Source organism: Methanomassiliicoccus luminyensis B10 (assembly GCF_000308215.1).
Lineage (GTDB): Archaea > Thermoplasmatota > Thermoplasmata > Methanomassiliicoccales > Methanomassiliicoccaceae > Methanomassiliicoccus > Methanomassiliicoccus luminyensis.
This window is the reverse complement of sequence record NZ_CAJE01000019.1, coordinates 47,195-62,406: the sequence shown is the minus strand read 5'-3', so window position 1 is coordinate 62,406 and position 15,212 is coordinate 47,195. Positions and strand designations below refer to the sequence as shown.

The 15,212-nt window shown below is 58.4% G+C and carries 22 protein-coding genes; 17 read left to right on the top strand and 5 right to left on the bottom strand.

What is annotated here, in order from left to right:
* The 4 genes from WYS_RS15185 to WYS_RS15175 form a co-directional block, all read left to right on the top strand.
* The coding region (locus WYS_RS15185) for an energy-coupling factor ABC transporter permease (RefSeq protein ID WP_019178228.1) at nt 1–497 on the top strand (497 nt) is incomplete at its 5' end.
* Nucleotides 498–501: 4 nt separating this feature from the next.
* Complete coding sequence (locus WYS_RS15180; RefSeq protein WP_019178227.1) at nt 502–858, top strand: energy-coupling factor ABC transporter substrate-binding protein; 357 nt, start codon at nt 502–504, stop codon at nt 856–858.
* 4 nt (nt 859–862) lie between these two features.
* Complete coding sequence (gene cbiQ / locus WYS_RS10995) at nt 863–1,660, top strand: cobalt ECF transporter T component CbiQ (RefSeq protein ID WP_026069041.1); 798 nt, start codon at nt 863–865, stop codon at nt 1,658–1,660.
* A 4-nt stretch (nt 1,661–1,664) separates the two neighbouring features.
* The gene (locus tag WYS_RS15175; protein ID WP_081579960.1) at nt 1,665–2,978 is read left to right on the top strand and encodes an energy-coupling factor ABC transporter ATP-binding protein; all 1,314 of its coding nucleotides are present in this window, start codon (nt 1,665–1,667) and stop codon (nt 2,976–2,978) included.
* 2 nt (nt 2,979–2,980) lie between these two features.
* On the opposite strand, the gene WYS_RS16540 is transcribed toward WYS_RS15175, so the two are convergent.
* Nucleotides 2,981–3,103, bottom strand: coding sequence for a hypothetical protein (locus WYS_RS16540; RefSeq protein WP_019178224.1), 123 nt, complete (start codon nt 3,101–3,103; stop codon nt 2,981–2,983).
* Nucleotides 3,104–3,233: 130 nt separating this feature from the next.
* A complete protein-coding gene (locus tag WYS_RS10980) occupies nt 3,234–4,004 on the bottom strand; it encodes a methyltransferase domain-containing protein (protein WP_026069040.1) in 771 nt (256 codons plus the stop codon).
* A gap of 359 nt (nt 4,005–4,363) precedes the next feature.
* Between WYS_RS10980 and WYS_RS16125 the strand changes: the two genes are divergently transcribed.
* The 12 genes from WYS_RS16125 to WYS_RS10920 all read left to right on the top strand — a co-directional run bounded on the left by WYS_RS16125 (nt 4,364) and on the right by WYS_RS10920 (nt 12,812).
* Nucleotides 4,364–4,501, top strand: a complete 138-nt coding sequence (locus WYS_RS16125) for a hypothetical protein (RefSeq protein ID WP_019178221.1) — start codon at nt 4,364–4,366, stop codon at nt 4,499–4,501.
* Between the two features lie 184 nt (nt 4,502–4,685).
* Complete coding sequence (locus WYS_RS10965) at nt 4,686–4,949, top strand: hypothetical protein (protein WP_147654290.1); 264 nt, start codon at nt 4,686–4,688, stop codon at nt 4,947–4,949.
* The gene (locus WYS_RS16535; protein ID WP_272898434.1) at nt 4,936–5,067 is read left to right on the top strand and encodes a hypothetical protein; all 132 of its coding nucleotides are present in this window, start codon (nt 4,936–4,938) and stop codon (nt 5,065–5,067) included. Before WYS_RS10965 ends, WYS_RS16535 begins: the two co-directional genes overlap by 14 nt.
* Nucleotides 5,064–5,438, top strand: coding sequence for a hypothetical protein (locus WYS_RS10960; protein ID WP_026069039.1), 375 nt, complete (start codon nt 5,064–5,066; stop codon nt 5,436–5,438). The genes WYS_RS16535 and WYS_RS10960 overlap by 4 nt, the downstream gene beginning before the upstream one ends.
* 522 nt (nt 5,439–5,960) lie before the next feature.
* Nucleotides 5,961–6,320: a hypothetical protein gene (locus WYS_RS10955; RefSeq protein ID WP_019178218.1), complete on the top strand. Its 360-nt coding sequence runs from the start codon at nt 5,961–5,963 to the stop codon at nt 6,318–6,320.
* A 1-nt stretch (nt 6,321) separates the two neighbouring features.
* Entirely contained in the window at nt 6,322–6,558 is a 237-nt protein-coding gene (locus WYS_RS10950; RefSeq protein ID WP_019178217.1) for a hypothetical protein, read from the top strand.
* Nucleotides 6,540–6,764: a hypothetical protein gene (locus WYS_RS10945; RefSeq protein ID WP_019178216.1), complete on the top strand. Its 225-nt coding sequence runs from the start codon at nt 6,540–6,542 to the stop codon at nt 6,762–6,764. The genes WYS_RS10950 and WYS_RS10945 overlap by 19 nt, the downstream gene beginning before the upstream one ends.
* Before the next feature lie 72 nt (nt 6,765–6,836).
* Nucleotides 6,837–7,148 (top strand): hypothetical protein, encoded by a 312-nt coding sequence (locus WYS_RS10940; protein WP_147654289.1) that lies wholly within the window; start codon nt 6,837–6,839, stop codon nt 7,146–7,148.
* A gap of 10 nt (nt 7,149–7,158) precedes the next feature.
* On the top strand, nt 7,159–9,114 hold the full coding sequence (locus WYS_RS15170; protein WP_019178214.1) for a hypothetical protein: 1,956 nt from the start codon (nt 7,159–7,161) through the stop codon (nt 9,112–9,114).
* 109 nt (nt 9,115–9,223) lie between these two features.
* Complete coding sequence (locus tag WYS_RS10930; RefSeq protein ID WP_019178213.1) at nt 9,224–10,651, top strand: hypothetical protein; 1,428 nt, start codon at nt 9,224–9,226, stop codon at nt 10,649–10,651.
* Nucleotides 10,651–11,532, top strand: coding sequence for a hypothetical protein (locus tag WYS_RS10925; protein WP_019178212.1), 882 nt, complete (start codon nt 10,651–10,653; stop codon nt 11,530–11,532). The genes WYS_RS10930 and WYS_RS10925 overlap by 1 nt, the downstream gene beginning before the upstream one ends.
* Entirely contained in the window at nt 11,529–12,812 is a 1,284-nt protein-coding gene (locus WYS_RS10920; protein WP_019178211.1) for a hypothetical protein, read from the top strand. The genes WYS_RS10925 and WYS_RS10920 overlap by 4 nt, the downstream gene beginning before the upstream one ends.
* A 158-nt stretch (nt 12,813–12,970) precedes the next feature.
* On the opposite strand, the gene WYS_RS10915 is transcribed toward WYS_RS10920, so the two are convergent.
* Both WYS_RS10915 and WYS_RS16530 read right to left on the bottom strand, forming a co-directional pair.
* Nucleotides 12,971–13,300, bottom strand: coding sequence for a DUF3892 domain-containing protein (locus WYS_RS10915; protein WP_019178210.1), 330 nt, complete (start codon nt 13,298–13,300; stop codon nt 12,971–12,973).
* Nucleotides 13,301–13,387: 87 nt separating this feature from the next.
* Nucleotides 13,388–13,519, bottom strand: coding sequence for a hypothetical protein (locus WYS_RS16530; RefSeq protein ID WP_019178209.1), 132 nt, complete (start codon nt 13,517–13,519; stop codon nt 13,388–13,390).
* A 427-nt stretch (nt 13,520–13,946) separates the two neighbouring features.
* On the opposite strand from WYS_RS16530, the gene WYS_RS10905 reads away from it, so the two are divergent.
* Entirely contained in the window at nt 13,947–14,408 is a 462-nt protein-coding gene (locus WYS_RS10905; protein ID WP_019178208.1) for a hypothetical protein, read from the top strand.
* Between the two features lie 404 nt (nt 14,409–14,812).
* Here the strand turns inward: WYS_RS10905 and WYS_RS10895 are convergent, their stop codons facing one another.
* The gene (locus tag WYS_RS10895; RefSeq protein WP_019178206.1) at nt 14,813–15,109 is read right to left on the bottom strand and encodes a hypothetical protein; all 297 of its coding nucleotides are present in this window, start codon (nt 15,107–15,109) and stop codon (nt 14,813–14,815) included.
* Between the last annotated feature and the right edge of the window lie 103 nt (nt 15,110–15,212).

Below are 15,212 nucleotides of genomic sequence, written 5' to 3'. Positions count from 1 at the left end.
CCGGCTCCTCATCCCATCCCACCGGGACGGGGGCCTCCACCATGCTGTACGGCGTGGCCATAACCTCGGTTCTGTCAACGATAGTCCTGATCTTCCAGGCCATCCTCCTAGCGCACGGGGGCCTGACCACCCTGGGGGCCAACATATTCTCCATGGGCATCGCCGGGCCGGCAGTGGCGTACGGTGTGTTCAAGGTCATGCAGAAGGCCAAGATCGGCCTGGTGCCCACCGTTGCCGTGACGGCATCGCTCGCCAACCTGGTGACCTACGTAGTCACGGCGATACAGCTCGCCCTGGCCTACCCCACCGCCGGGAGCGTGATCACCTCGCTGGTCACCTTCCTCGAGGTGTTCGCCATCACCCAGATCCCCCTGGCCGTGGCGGAGGGCATATTGATGGTCATGTTCTTCGATTACCTGTCCAAGACCAGGCCGGACCTGCTGGAGGGCAAGCTCTTCTTCAAGAAGAAGGACACCGAAGTCGTGGCGGGGGCGTGATCGCATGGACTCTCGCATCAACTATGCCATCGGGTTCGCGCTGATCGCGGGCATCTGCGTCCTGGCCTTCGTCCTCAATCCGGGGAGCGAGTTCGGAGGGGCCGACGGTGAGGGCGGGGACAAGATCGCCGAGATCGACCCTGACTATGAGCCCTGGTTCTCCAATATCTGGGAGCCTCCCGCCGAGACCGCCTCCCTGCTGTTCGCCCTGCAGGCCGCCATAGGCGCGGTCATCATCGGCTACTTCATCGGCTACGAGAGGGGCAAGAGGGCCGCCCCGAAGTCCTTGGGCGCGGCGAGCGCCGCACCGGCCAAGGCGGGCCAGCAGGAACTCTCCGAGAACAAGCCTGGGAACGCGTGAAGACATGTTCGCGATGGACGAGATCGCCTACGCCTCGCCGTTCCGGGACTGGTCGCCCCTGGGCAAGCTTGTCCTGGCGATCGCGCTCCTGGTGTCGTCGCTGGCAGCCTCGTCCATCGCCATACCAATTTTCATTTTCCTGATAGGCTTCGGCCTGCTGTTCGCCTCCACCAAGCTGCGGTTCCCCCGGGTGATCGCCCTCGCGCTGCTGGAGGGCTTCCTGATCTTCTTCATCGGGGCGTTCGTCATCGCGCTGGTGACGGCGGGGGATACAAAATGGGCGCTGGACCTGGGGCTGTTCACCTTGAACTTCTCCCAGCAGGGGGTGGACCTGGCCCTCATGGTGTTCATGCGCGCCGTCGCCGGCGTGACGGTGATGCTGTTCTTCGCCACCTCCACGCCGATACCCCACCTGGCCAACGCCCTCCGCCAGCTGCGGCTGCCCAAGGAGATCGTCGAGCTCATTGTCCTGGTGTACCGGTACTCCTTCCTGCTGCTGGAGCAGCTGGAGACCATGTACGTGGCCGCGGAGTGCCGCCTGGGCCTGCGGGGCCTCAAGAACAAGTTCCGCACCACCGCCAGGATGTCGGTGGGTATGTTCACCCGCTCCCTGGACGTAGCGGACCGCTCCCAGGTCGCCCTGAACTGCCGGAGCTTCCGGGGGGAGTTCCACTGCTACCGGCCCCCCGCCGGCATCACCGCCAAGTGGGTCATCGTCTCGGCCGGGATGTTCGCCATTATGTACGTCGCGAACATACTATTAGTAGACCTTTCGTCCCTCACCGCGATGTTCAGACTGTGATATCATGGACCGCCGAACAGTGCTCAGCACCAAGGGCCTCACCTTCAACTACCCCAACGGGGTCGCCGCCCTCAAGAACATCACCATGGAGATCGGGGCAGGGAGGAAGCTGGTGCTCCTCGGGCCCAACGGCGCGGGCAAGTCCACTCTATTCCTGCACTTCAACGGCATCCTCAAGCCCAAGGGAGGGGAGGTATGGTTCGAGGACTCCCCCATAAAGTACGACCAGAAGAGCCTCGCCTCTCTGCGCGAGCAGGTGGCCATGGTGCTGCAGAACCCTGATGACCAGATCTTCTCCACCACCGTGGAGGAGGACGTGGCGTTCGGGCCCATGAACCTACGTCTGGACCGGAACGAGGTGGAGAAGCGCATCGACGAGGCGCTGCACCTGGTGGGGATGGAGGACCTGCGACAGCGTCCGACCCAGCAGCTGTCCTTCGGACAGAGGAAGAGGGTGTCCCTGGCCGGGGCGCTGGCCATGAGGCCCAAGGTCCTCATAATGGATGAGCCGACCGCCGGCCTGGACTCGGAGATGGTCCACGAGCTCATCGAACTGTCCGATGAGCTGAACCATCGCGGGATGACCATGATAATGTCCACCCATGACATCGAGACGGCCTACGAGTGGGCCGACGAGGCCATGGTGATGTCCAAGGGTGAGCTGATGTTCGCCGGAACGCCGGAGGAGCTGTTCGACCGCCACGAGCTGGTGGACAAGCTCCGCATCGTCCCGCCCTTCGTGGTGAGGATGAACCAACAATCCTACTACCGCACCGGGAGGCCGGAGATGCCGTTCCCCCGCAGCCTTACCGAGCTGGCCCTGAAGTGCTTCCCCCTGGAGGGGCGGCCGGGGGAGAGGGCCGACCTGGACCCCAGCGCCACGGTGGCGCCCCCGCCGGTGGGGACCCTGTACGTGGTGGATGTGGAGGACCCCGGCTACCCCGAGCAGGTCCGCTCACTGGCGGTCCGGATGAACGGCCTCCACCACTCCTCCGGAGCGTACGGGGCCAAGGCCCGCCGCCTGGTCCGCGAGGGCAAGATCGACGTGCACAATCCCTTCCACGCCCTGGAGAACGCCCTCCTGCAGCTGAGCCTGGGGAAGCACTACGTCCTGTACACCGACACCACCCTGATATCGCTGGTAGGCTCGCACCTGTCCAAGCTGGAGCAGAAGTCTGGGAAGAGGGTCAACGTCCTGTTCTGCAACCACCTGTCGTCATCGCCGGCAAAGAAAGAGGGCGCGGCCGAACTTCCCCAGCAGGAGCGGCACGAGGTCAGCGGCCTGGTGAAAGAGGCCGCCAAGGGGACCCGCACCTGACGTCACCGGGGCTCCCAGGTGCCGAAGGCGCCGTACATGAAGATGAGCGCTACCAGGATGACGTCCATGTAGATCATCGAACCGAGCGCGTAGACGTAGAGATCATGCAGGTACCGGGTGCGCATGATATCCGCTTGGGAACGTGCCCCTTATCAAGCCTCCTCGGACGACGAGGCTGCGACGGTCCATGCGTGGGTGATACTAATGCGGCCGGACCAGAACGCTGCCCCCCCCCCGCCCCAACGCTCAGTGCCATCAGCGGCTTGCGACGATGAACAGCCGCTTGAATGGGAACAGGACCTTGCCATCGACCCGCGTCGGATATCTCTTCACGAGGTTCTCCAGAACGGCTTCCTTGAACGTCCGGGCTTTTTCCCTGTTCAACCGCTCTAGGTATGGCCTCAATCCCGTCGATGACAACATTGACACTATGGCTTGGTGGTCTGGCATTATATGATGGTACTCGGTCGCCCAGATGTCGATGGAGCTTGCTCTCTCGCATAGTATGTCATAATACAGTTCGTCAGGATTGTGCACCAGTCCGCTCTTGAAATCAAGGAAATAGTCTCTCCATTCATCGGATGCGACCACCTCATCGATAGCTTGAGAGGCCGGCATCCTGTCGAACTGCGGTATCTGCGCCGCAAAGGTCCCGCGCTCCCGCAGCATGCCGAAAAGGCGCGGTATCAGTGATGGGTGGTCCGGCATCCACTGGAGCGACGCGTTCGAGAACACGATATCGAAATCACCCAGGTCGGATAGGTCATCACACGCATCCCTGGAGACGAACTCGATGTTGGGATGGTCTTCCTTTGCTTTCTTTATCATGCTCTCTGAACTATCCAAACCGATGATGTGGGCCCCTGGCCATCTCTGCTCCAATACCGCCGTGCTGTTGCCCGGCCCGCAACCGATGTCCAGTATGCGTCTGGGTTCATCCAGGCCTATATGTGAGGTCAGATCGTATACTGGCCGAGTGCGTTCTTTGCCAAATCTAAGGTATTGCTTGGGGTCCCAATCAGACATGACATCATCCAAACCAATCGGGCGCACGATCGGCCGTCATGAATCCGCCGTGCTGCTCCAAATTATTGACGGGCGATATATACCTGACTTGGCGGGAGAAGATCGTTCGGATTTGATCGATGTTCCTGATAAAATTTTGAGTGGGCCCACCCGGATTTGGATATGCCTGGCTCACTGGCTTCTGGCAAAACTGCCCAAAAAATTGACACCCTTTTCGGCCACATACGGACCTGGGCCCGTTCGAACCATGTTCTTCAACAGGCCATCTCTGAAGGCAGGCTAGTCATTCAAAGGAGTGGGAAGAACGTCGAGGGCTCGGCAGGGGATGCAGCCGGGCCCTCTAACGAAGGGGTGATCGCGTGAGCGATTACTCCGCATATGACCTCGCCGCCGAGCCGTCCGTGCTCGGCAGCCCCTTGGTCGTCGTCATGTCCCTGTGGGCAGGCATGGCCCTGCTAGCGGCCGTCCTGATGGCCTTGGCGGGGTGGTCTCTGTGATCCCTGACCTCCAAGACGCGAGGCGAGGGAGCTTCATCGGCAGCTTGACCTTCAACGAGCTGTCCGAGAGGGACCGTGCGATCATCGAGAGGGAGCGATCACACCAACGGGACCCCCCTCGGCCGGAGTCGGGACCAGGCTATAGATCCATCGCGGCGGGTGATCGCCAATGAGCCTGGCCGCCGTGAAGCGCCGTACGATCGTAGAGCTGCCGGAGCCCTGGAGGCGCGGCCGCAGGTGCGCAACGTGCCAGGACTCCAACCTGACTGACCTGGAATGCCTGGCCTATCACCGTTCGGGCGTCGTGACGGTGCCGGTCGGCGGCTTCGACGAGAGAGACCCGGCGATGGTCGGGCCCCTGGATTGCTGGCGGCGTCGGGAGGTCCCGCTGATCAGGGTGCGCGATGCAGCACCACCGAAGGAGGTCGACGCCGATGGTACGGACTAAGGATGCCGGTGCCCAGGAAGTCATCAACTTCGTCAACACCCAGCAGCCTTGCTCGATGTGCAACCAGGCATACTCCCTGCGCTGGGAGTCCCGGAACAGTAAGGAGGCTCAACGATGAGCAAGTTCAACTGTGTGAACTGGGACAAGAAGTGCCCGATCGACAAACCCTGCTCATTCTACGCCCCCGTCAGTATAGATGAGCCCGATCTCCCCAACCTGCACGAGTGTCCGCTGATCAAGGGTGTCCAGGTCAGCTTCGTCAAAGTCGACCACAATGGAGCACCATTGGCCGAGGTGCAGCCGCCGAAGGCCCAGCAGGTGGCCAGGTGCCCCAAGAACCTCCATAACGACGCTCTGATGATGGACCTGAGCAGGGCGACCATGAGCCTTCTAAAGAGAGAAGTCGAGGAGGCTATGGCCGCCTTCGGCATCGATGCACCCGACGCCTACGAGTGGGTAGCTAATTTCCACGCCAGGAGCGGGTGCTGATGACTGCCACGAAATCCTTTCCTTTCTTTCCCTCTCACCGCAGGACCCTTGCTCGAGTAACGGTCCTGCATCACCGCGGAGCGCCCGATCACTCCGCTTCACCGATCACTGTCCTCAGCGTAGCTAAGGATCGTGTCCCGCAGGCCGGGATACGTGGAAATGAAATGTGTGTGTGCAACCCCTGTATTGCATCTGGAGCGCATGAAAAGGCAGGACCCCTAGGCTGGACAGCCCCTAGGACGGGGAGAGGACGGGCAGAGACCCCCTCGATCGTCCTAGAAACGGTCGATACTGGCCTAGAAACGGGTTCCACGCGAAACCGCGTTCGATAACCGCGTTTCCGCCGCGCCTTATTCGAGGACGCTAGCGGCCGTCGCGGGGCGACGGCGAGTGGAAGTGCTGCTGGACCGGAAACGGTGAGAGCCCGCCGCAGCGGGCTCCAACGGCGGTTCCAGAGGTTCCAGGGGCAACAGGGGGGTTGCACACACACAAAACCAATCACATAGACAACCAGGTGATAATGTGGACAAAAAGGACAGACAAATCAGCCTCATCCTGCAACGGCTCTATGATCACTATCATGAGTCCGACAACATCCATGAGCAGCACGGCTTGATTAGCCGCAGCGCGTTCTGCTACGCTGCCGGCCGGTACCTGCCGAACGCGACGGACCAGCGCACCAGGGATAACCTCTGGCGGGTCGCTCATGAGCGCGAATATTTGTCGCCAGCACCGCTCACCAGGACCTTCAACGGTTTGCTGACCGGCCAGGATAAATCATACGTAAAGTCAGAGATATGGGCGGCCGGCGGACGAATAGAGGTTCCGGCGTTGGACGAGCTTCATGAGGTCCTTGCGCAGCCGGCGCGGGCGAGGTCGTAACATGCCCGCGAACGTGCCCGAGGCTCCCGGCGAGGGAGAGGCCGACCAGCTCCCGGACAGCGGCACTATCGCCCGATTTAGGGCCTATGATGCGGCAATATCGCATCAAATAAGGGCCTTCTTTGAGCGGCGCGGCCGCCCGGCCTCGGCCGAGTGGTATGAAGGCATTCTGTACGGGTGGTGCATGGGGACGATCTGCGGCGCGGTGTCGGTGTTCCTATGGTTTCAGATATATTAGGCCGCCTGACCAAAAAGGTCGAGCCGAACACCCTTTACGAGTGGGTCACGGTCGAGATATGCCCCAAACAGGCTGCAAACCTCGCTAAGCTCAAAACTCTAAAGCGGCTGAAAAAGTCGGAGGTCGTGCAGCTCGCTCTTGATCAATTGTTCGCATCGGCATCGCCAGACGACATCGAACGCATGGTCCAAGAGCGGCGCGGCTGACCGCTCGTATTTAAATTTTCACTTTTCAGGGTTTCATAATTGGTATATCCTATTCAGGCTAATCATGGCCTGGTGGTACAAACGCACCTGTCAGAAGCAATCAAATCCCGGTTCCCCAATCTCGGGCCGGTGGCCATGCTGGCCTTCGCTCTCACCCTCGTGATGGCGTTGGCCATGACCGCACTAACGGGCACCGTCGCCGCAGCCACGAACACGACGGACGCCAACACTCTGTACTGCGGCATAACCATCCTCGAATGGGCCGTGATCGTGCTGGCGTTCCTCTTGCTGGCCCTATTCGGATGGCTCAGGAACATCTACCTGTTCTTCGGCTTCATCTTCCTGGTGATCGTGGTGCTGATCGTCCACTTCTTCGGCGCGTGAGGTGGGCGGTATGACTGATAAAAACACCAATCCCCGGCGCTTTGCCGGGGCCTCTATTTCCTTGTTACTGGCTCTGTCCTTTGTGGCTCTGGCCTTCGCGCCCGTAACCCAGCCCGCGCGAGCAGAGACGGATTGGAATATCATCGGAGGTGGAGCCCTGCTCGGCGCGGGCTCTGGAGCCCTCATCGGCGGGGCCATCGCTGACGGTCCCGGCGCGGTCGCCGGTGCCGTGGTCGGCGGGGTGTGGGGAGCAATAGCAGGATGGTTCGCCCAGGACTCCCAGGAAGCGGCGGCATCGTCCGCTGGCAACCCTCAAGCTAAGGGCCTCTATGCTAGCACTCTCAGGAATATCAATGAAAACTATCTGAGCCTGGCCCACACCAGCGCGGCCAACGATATTAACAACTATGAGATGAGCTCGCTCTATTACGCCCGCAAGGCCGAGTGGGCCGCTCTCCAGCTCTACCAGGAGCAGACAGCAGCAGAAACTGCGCACACGTACGACCCATACTATGTGGCTGCGGAAGGCGAGATCGCCAACGGCACCATGGCGATGATGTGGAAGATCGCCGAGACCTACAACGCCATACTAAACTCAAACGCAGACTTGGCTGATACCTTTGTCGGAACCTACTCGGGGATGCAATGGGGATACACCTATGGCACAGGCACCAAAGTGCCCTCCACGATGGAAACCAACAATCCTCTTATAGCTAAGGTCGGGATGCGCCTCATCCTCAAACCAGACGCTACGGCGAAGTGGGCGACCTTCTCTGCTGGCAGTCCTCTGATGGTGATAAACCCGCCCGGCGAATCAATAGTTACATTCGACCTGAAGATTGTGGACCACGGCACCTACAGCAGCACGCAGAGCCTTACCCTGGGGGGCGGGGACGTCAAAATAATCAATGTACCGGTGTCTGGCGAGTACAAAATATCGTATACATCCGGCAGTGGGAGCAATATAGTGGTGTTCGGTCTAATGTCAAATGCCCTTACTAATTCAGAGAGCATAGCGTCCCAGATAGTAGTATTCGGTCAGGGAACTGGAGGTGCCCTGGAATGCAGGACTATTAATGCAATTGGTATTTATTTCCAGGAAGAGGTTGCCATAGAACTGTTCCCGATGCGCCAGAACATGGCGTCGATATTGGATAAGGTAAATATCATGAACGCCCAGGCGAACAGCTTCGCCCAGGCGTACTATAATACCCTGGTGTCTCAGGGCGGGGGCGACAACAGGGTAATGCCGGATATAATCTTCCCGGATCCCGATGCGCTAGCGGAAATGTCGCCGGAGGAGATCTATGCGATCTACCTCGCCTATCTGTATCAAATGCAGGGCGGGTTCGGCAGCTACTCCGTGCAAACCCCAGACTCGGTCAACATCAGCCAGGAATCGCTCAAGCTCAAGGTGCGCGGCTCGATTTACTATGCCAACGGCACCCTGGCATACGCCAACACTACGGTATTCGCCCCGTACGTGAGCCTGGAGGATATGCACCTGGTGATAGGCCGCAACAACATGACCCAACCGGGATTCGCGGTTATCTGGGGCAGCGCATCGAGCCTGGGGGAGCTCACGCAGCTCTCCAACATCGCCTATCTCTCGCTGGCCGTAGGCGACTACTTCATCATCGAAGAGATGACGTTGGATGGGGTTCCGATTACGGAGACCGATCTGACGGTGCACACCGTGGAGTATTATATCTATGACCAGTACAACCCCATCACCCCGCCGCAGAACCCTACGGACCTGGAATATCTCCTGGCCCATTGGTACTGGTTCGCGGTCATTATAGGGGCGATCCTGGTCCTCGCGTGGATCCCGACCCGCAATCCTGCAATCGGGATCATCGGCCTCATCCTACTGGTGGCTGGCCTGGGATTCTGGCTGTACGCTGACTGGAAGGACGCCGGCGGCCTGCTCTCTGGCCCGTTCCACGACATCCGGGGGAGATTGTGATCATCGCCCGCAGCCCAAACTTTTTAACCTATTTTTACTCAGTTTATCCTCTAAATACAAACAATTATTGCCCTAATAATGCTTACATTATCCCAATGAGGCACACTGCATGAGGGCCCGCACTATCTCCGCTATGGTCCTGCTGGCCATGCTCGCGCTATGCATCGCCGCTCCGTCCGCGTCCGCCGTGAGCACCGATCTACAGCGCGTTTCTGCACCTGGGGTGGACCTGTGGATATCGGACTACGCCCAGGTGCAGTACAGCGAGATCGTGCTGCTCATCAACTACCTGGACACGCCGGTAGTTCTGCAACTCCGAGAGGCAGCTAGCGGAGAGAACGTCACCACGTACACGCTGGCCCCAGGATCTAGCGAGGTCTACGAGCTGGTCTACCCTAATCTGGGCCAGTATACTGTGGTGGTCGGCGATCTCTCCGCCGCGCTCATCGAGCTGCCGAGGGAGCGGCCGGCCACGTACCTGCCGCCGCCCAGGGATAGCGGATGGAGCTGGACGCGTCCTGACAGCTCGGAGCCGAAGATCTACACCGCGGCCGATGTCGCGGAGATGATCGCAGACACCATCTCCCGCATCACCATGGAGGTCTGGATACTCACGTTCATCACCGCCATAGGCGGATTCGCGGCCGGCGCGGCGGTCAAGAGGTCCACCCTGTTCCTGGTGCCGGCCGATGTGATCTCCATCTTCATCTACGCATTCGTGGCCACCGATCTGCTGTTCGACTGGACCGGCCTGGGCATCGGCCTGTACTACGTTCCGTTCATCGCTGGCTACCTGATCGGGTTCTTCGTCGCACATGTCACCTATGTAATGGTGCAGCAGGACGATCTTGGGAACAAAACGAGCACCAAGCGGCCGGTGGTCCTGTACTCGCCCAACGAAGAGATCGGGTACTGCATTCAGCAGCAAAGCAACAAGGCCCTGATCAAGCGGTGGATGGGATACCATCACCGCCTGGGCACCGACGCCGGCCTAGCCCCGGACTGGGCAGACTCCACCAAGTACCCATACTTTCCGAAGTTCCGCCGCATGGTGATCATGGTGGAGGAATCGGTCACGGAGTATGAGGATAAACCGTTCATGAAGTGGTTCACCGTCCGGACCTACACGACATACTGGCAATTGTCCAACGCCAGCAAGTTCCCCAAGGGGATGTGGAAGAAGAGCAGCGCGGCGATCATCTGGGCCAGGGACCTAATCAACAGGCTGTACGGGGACCTCATCACCGAGCGGCAGAAGGGGCAGATGGTGGCCACGCAGGTGGCTGCCGAGATGCATACCTACACGATCGGCAGGTCGACGCACCGCGCAATATTCGACCAGTTCACCGGCGCGGTTCCACCGCTCAACATCCCGGAGACACAAGAGAACGTGATGAGGCCGGTCACCAGGGCGACGGCAGCGCCGCAGCGCATGCCAGAGGACGTCGAGCCGGAGCAGACCGAGAGGGAGGACAAGGACGAACTGGAAGAGGAATCGGAACCGACAATGGAAAAGAAGAATCGGAGGAAGAATTAATGGCAACGGGAGAGACAGGACTAAAGGCCAGGGTACTGGAGGTAGTGAGGTCGACCAAGGCCCAGCGCGAACCGCTGTTGACCGGCTCGCAGTACAGCGATACGAAGAAAGTCATCCAGCATTATGAAGAGCAGCGCAAGTACCTGCTGGACCGCCTCGCGGAAGCAGAGGGTGAGCTGGAGGCGTGCAAGGGGGTGAGCCGCCAGGGCATGATCGTGAAGGAGGGCTTCCAGGTCAAGGGCTACGGGCTCCTGGTGCCGCTCCGGGACGACCTGGACATATGCGCAGAGCTGGACAAGGCCATCAATTCGATGCAGCACGCCTATGGCCTGGGCCTCTACATGGAGGGCGCGCACGAGGGCAAGATCGTGCTGTATCCCTACCAGGTGCGGGAGCTGTCGCTGTGGTTCCCTGAACCATTGATCTACGACCTGACGGCCGAGATGGCCACGTGGAAGAGGTCCTTCAAGGCCGCGTACGCGGTGCAGGTGTACGCCGGCGCGGTGAAGAGCGTCGAGCAGGCGATACGCTGGGAAGAGAATGCCGCCACGATCGTGGGGAACGTCGAGCTAGCCGAACGCCTGAAGGAGAGCGATACCACGCTGCTGGTGTCCCTCGCCGCGGCGGCTCAGGCCGATGAAGAGAAGCGTACGGCGGCCAAGCTGCCGGCCGAACCTACCCTTGCTGAGGTGGAGAAGACCATCCAGGAGATGGCGGCCGGCGACCTGGAGATAAGAACCCCCTCGGCCATCGCCGGGGGCTCGCCGCTCGACGCGAAGGACCAGCTCACCGGGATCGACGTGGTGAACACCAAGAGCCCCCGGAAGAAGATCAAGAGCGGCGAGAGGGCCAAGCCCCGGAAGAAGGGGAGCAACGCGTGAACGGCGATCTGCTGACCGGGGGGTTCACGGCCGGCCTGCTCTCCACCAGGGCTATGTGCCATCCGTGGGAGCGGGCCGACCTCACCGACCTAACGTATCAGTACCTGCTCCCGCCGCTGAAGGCCGGCAAGGTGGCCTTACGCCACGGGGCGGTGGTCGCTCTTCCGGAGGCCGGCAAGACCGAGATGATCAACGATGTGGCCTATCACGTCCGGGACTTCTATGGCGAGGATGCCGTCAATATCGTATTCGTTGACTGGCTCCAGGATGCCCTGGACAACATGGACGATAGGCCGGTGCAGCTCCTCCTGGTGGACGATGCGGTGAAGAAGGCCAACTCCCGGAAGAGCGGCGGCAATGCCGATGACGCTGCCGACTACTTCGAGATACGCCACCAGTTCGAACGGCTCGCCCGCACCAGGACGGGGGTGATCATCCTGATCTACGTGACCCAGCGGTTCAAGTCCCTGGACATTGTGTTCAGGAACGCCATGTACCTCTGGTTCAAAACCAGCACCATCGACCCGGACGATCGGGACATCATCAAGAAGTATATCGGGGCCCAGGCATACAACGACCTAGAGGATGTATCCGCGAGGATCTACTACCATCACGATGACGAGGCCAAGGGCAGGAGCATCATCCATCTGCCCCTGGAGCGCCGCACCGGGTGGTTCCGCAGCACCATGCGCCCGCGCATCATTCACCTGGTGGGGGAGCAGGAAGCGCGGAGGCCGCCCGCGGAGATCTTCACCTTCGACCGGATGAAGGTCCTGGAGGATCTAGCCAAGGAACCGGAGTGGAAGAAGAAGGTCTTGGTCTACACACTGGCTGATAACGGGCTCACGTACGATCAGATCGGCGAGCACCCCGATGTGCAGCTGAAGAAGGCCCGCATCTCCACAGTGATCAACCAGGTGAGGGGAAAGCTCAGCGAGCTGTCCGGGCCGGCGTACGAGAGGTGGAAGGCCGCACAGCTCGCCAAAGAGGGATGGGAGGTAAAGCGCGACGGGCGGCGCGGCAAGCCTGACCTGGTGGCCACCATGGAGGAGGATGCCTTTGTGATCAACTGCAAGTGCTGCGAGTACCGTCGCCCGCTGATCATCGACCGGAGGGACCTCCGGCCAGAGATCGAGAAGGCGTTGCAGCTGAGGTCTTCCAATCCTAACGTGCGGGTATCGGTCAGCGTGTGGAACCTCTGGGACATGAGGGAGCAGAAGAAGACCTTCGACCCGGCCATTGTTCCGGAGCGGATCGAGTTCCTGCCCCAAACTAAGTGAAAAATCGGGGGCTCAGACACCACAAATCCCCCGATTTTGATGTGTTTCTCAAACTTCCCATGGCCAGCGGAGCGAGCGAACGGGACGGGGTGTTCGTGCCCGCCCCCGTTCTCTCTAGGAAAAATAGGATAATGTTTGTACTATTGGGCTACAAGCGGTCAGGGACAGGGGTGATAGTAATTATCATTGCCCAAATAGTACGTAGGTAGCTCCAGAAGGTTGTTCTCATCGAAGCGGTCTCCACGGGTTCTTAGGTATTCACCTCTCCTAGCGTCGTTGATGACCTCGACCTCCACTCGAGTGTAGGTCACTACCTGTCTTCCCCTGTAGACGTATGACCAGAACTTGTCGCCGCTTTTTATTCTAGAGATTACCCAGGCAGACGAGTAGATCTTGTTGTCCGGAGATGCTGTCTTCAGATGTGTGATTGGGGAATCGCTATCACACACTTTTTCCCTAACCGTTCCATCAACTTGATAGTCGCTCATATGGAAACGATTGAAAGGTTAGATTATAAACGCTACTTCCGGGTGATTGAAAGTACCACCAATATTTTTACATCCAGCAATTATCCATCAACTGAAAACACAACTAGGCTCACCAACGTGGTGATCGCCGCCATGGCGGCGATCACCGGGCAGGTTCTTCACCACCGTGTTCTTCACCACCGTGTTCTTCACCACCGTGTTCTTCACCACCTCGGTCATGCCCAAAATATGAAAACTCGAGTTTTCATAATTGGTCAATTTGAATTTTCAAAAATAATCGAAAAATCGATGAAACATCTGGGAGTGCTGGCTCATATTTTGTGCTAATTTTGCTCTGAGCATGTGCCCGGTGCCGGCGTCGAGGGACCCGGAGGGGGACCTGCTCGGCTGCCGCACCGGCGTCCGTCGATAAAGCGGTGGTCGACGTTAGTAGTCGCTCCGGAAACCTATCGATGTAAGGAGTTCAATCGTCTTCTTCCCCTGCCCCTCTGTCATCCTAATCCGCTGCTTACCGTGGTCGATGGAGACGCTGTAACATAATAATTTTGTAGGGCTATTTTTACGTTACAACTCCCTATTTTTCATCTATTTTCTTCCCTGTCATGCGCTTTAAACCGACCATTATTATTTACCGGCCGGGGAGAACATGACGGATTCGAACATCGATGCTCAGCAAGAGCCTAACCCTAAAGAGTCGTGGTGGAAAAGGAACGCGCACCCTATATGGAGCAAGAAGCTTTCGAAGAGGTCCCGGAACCTGTCCATTTTGACCATGATCATCTGCGCTGTGTTGGTCGTGGTAATGGTCTCAACCCTATTGGGGCAGGGAATATTCTTCCGCTCCGCGACGGTGTATGTGAACGCTCAGAGCAGCCACATAACCAACACCGTGACCCTTACTATCGAGGTGAACGACATTGAGATCTACAACGGGCCTCTCGGGCCTCTGGAGAAGAAAACGGTCGAATATGCACCCTTTTTCACAGCAGATAGTAAGGAGATAACCATCACATACCGGACCAGCGGCGGGGGCCTAGGGCCCACAGATGGAACCAAGACGATCACCATAGAACAGGGGGAGACAGTGAACATCAACCTCCTGGTGTGAGACACTTTCGGAGCCTGGAAAACAGTGTTATCTAAAATGACACTTCGGTGATTTCGTCGCGGCCAGGCTCCAATCTATTTTCTCTATTGTTTTTCGTCCCTCATCAGCGTTGATTTCCGGGCACCCCAGAAGCCAGCTTATAACGTCTGATAGTATAGCGCGAAATCCACAAAGGTGAGGGAGAATAGTGAAATATTGGTCCGATCTAGAAGTCAAACTGTTGTTGGAACATCTGTACACTAGGCAATCCGCCTACGTGTTGCCTGAGAAGAGAAGCAAATCCTGCTTGCTCAAGGAAACCTCCGACCTGATCATCGAGATGAATGAAAAGAGCCTCGATGAAATTGCCAGGCAGAGGGGCAAGGACATTCCCAGGATCTTGAACCAATGTGACGGTGATTGCTCTAACTGCGATCGCCAGAATTAACTATTTCCTTAATTTCGGCCAGCTTGGTGGCCACATTCTTTCCCTTTTTCGTCAGAGTGTATTTGTAGGTCAGGTATGGTTTCTCGATGATTGTTAGCTCTAACAACTTATTCTCAACCAATTCCGCTAAAACAACATCCCTGAGCCTGTAATAGTTACCAGGAACTTCTTTCACGTCCGAGCGGGCGATCTCTTTGTTTTTGAGCACGAGCAAAAGGACGTCAACAGCACCTTTGTCCGCGAACACATCATAGTCCTTCTTCTCATTGCTCAATGGTAATCCTCAATCAGAAATCAGTATTCTTTTATTGAACAATCGTATTTCTATTGCCTATTGTCAAATGCAAATCATTTTATAAATCACAGCGTGTTGCACC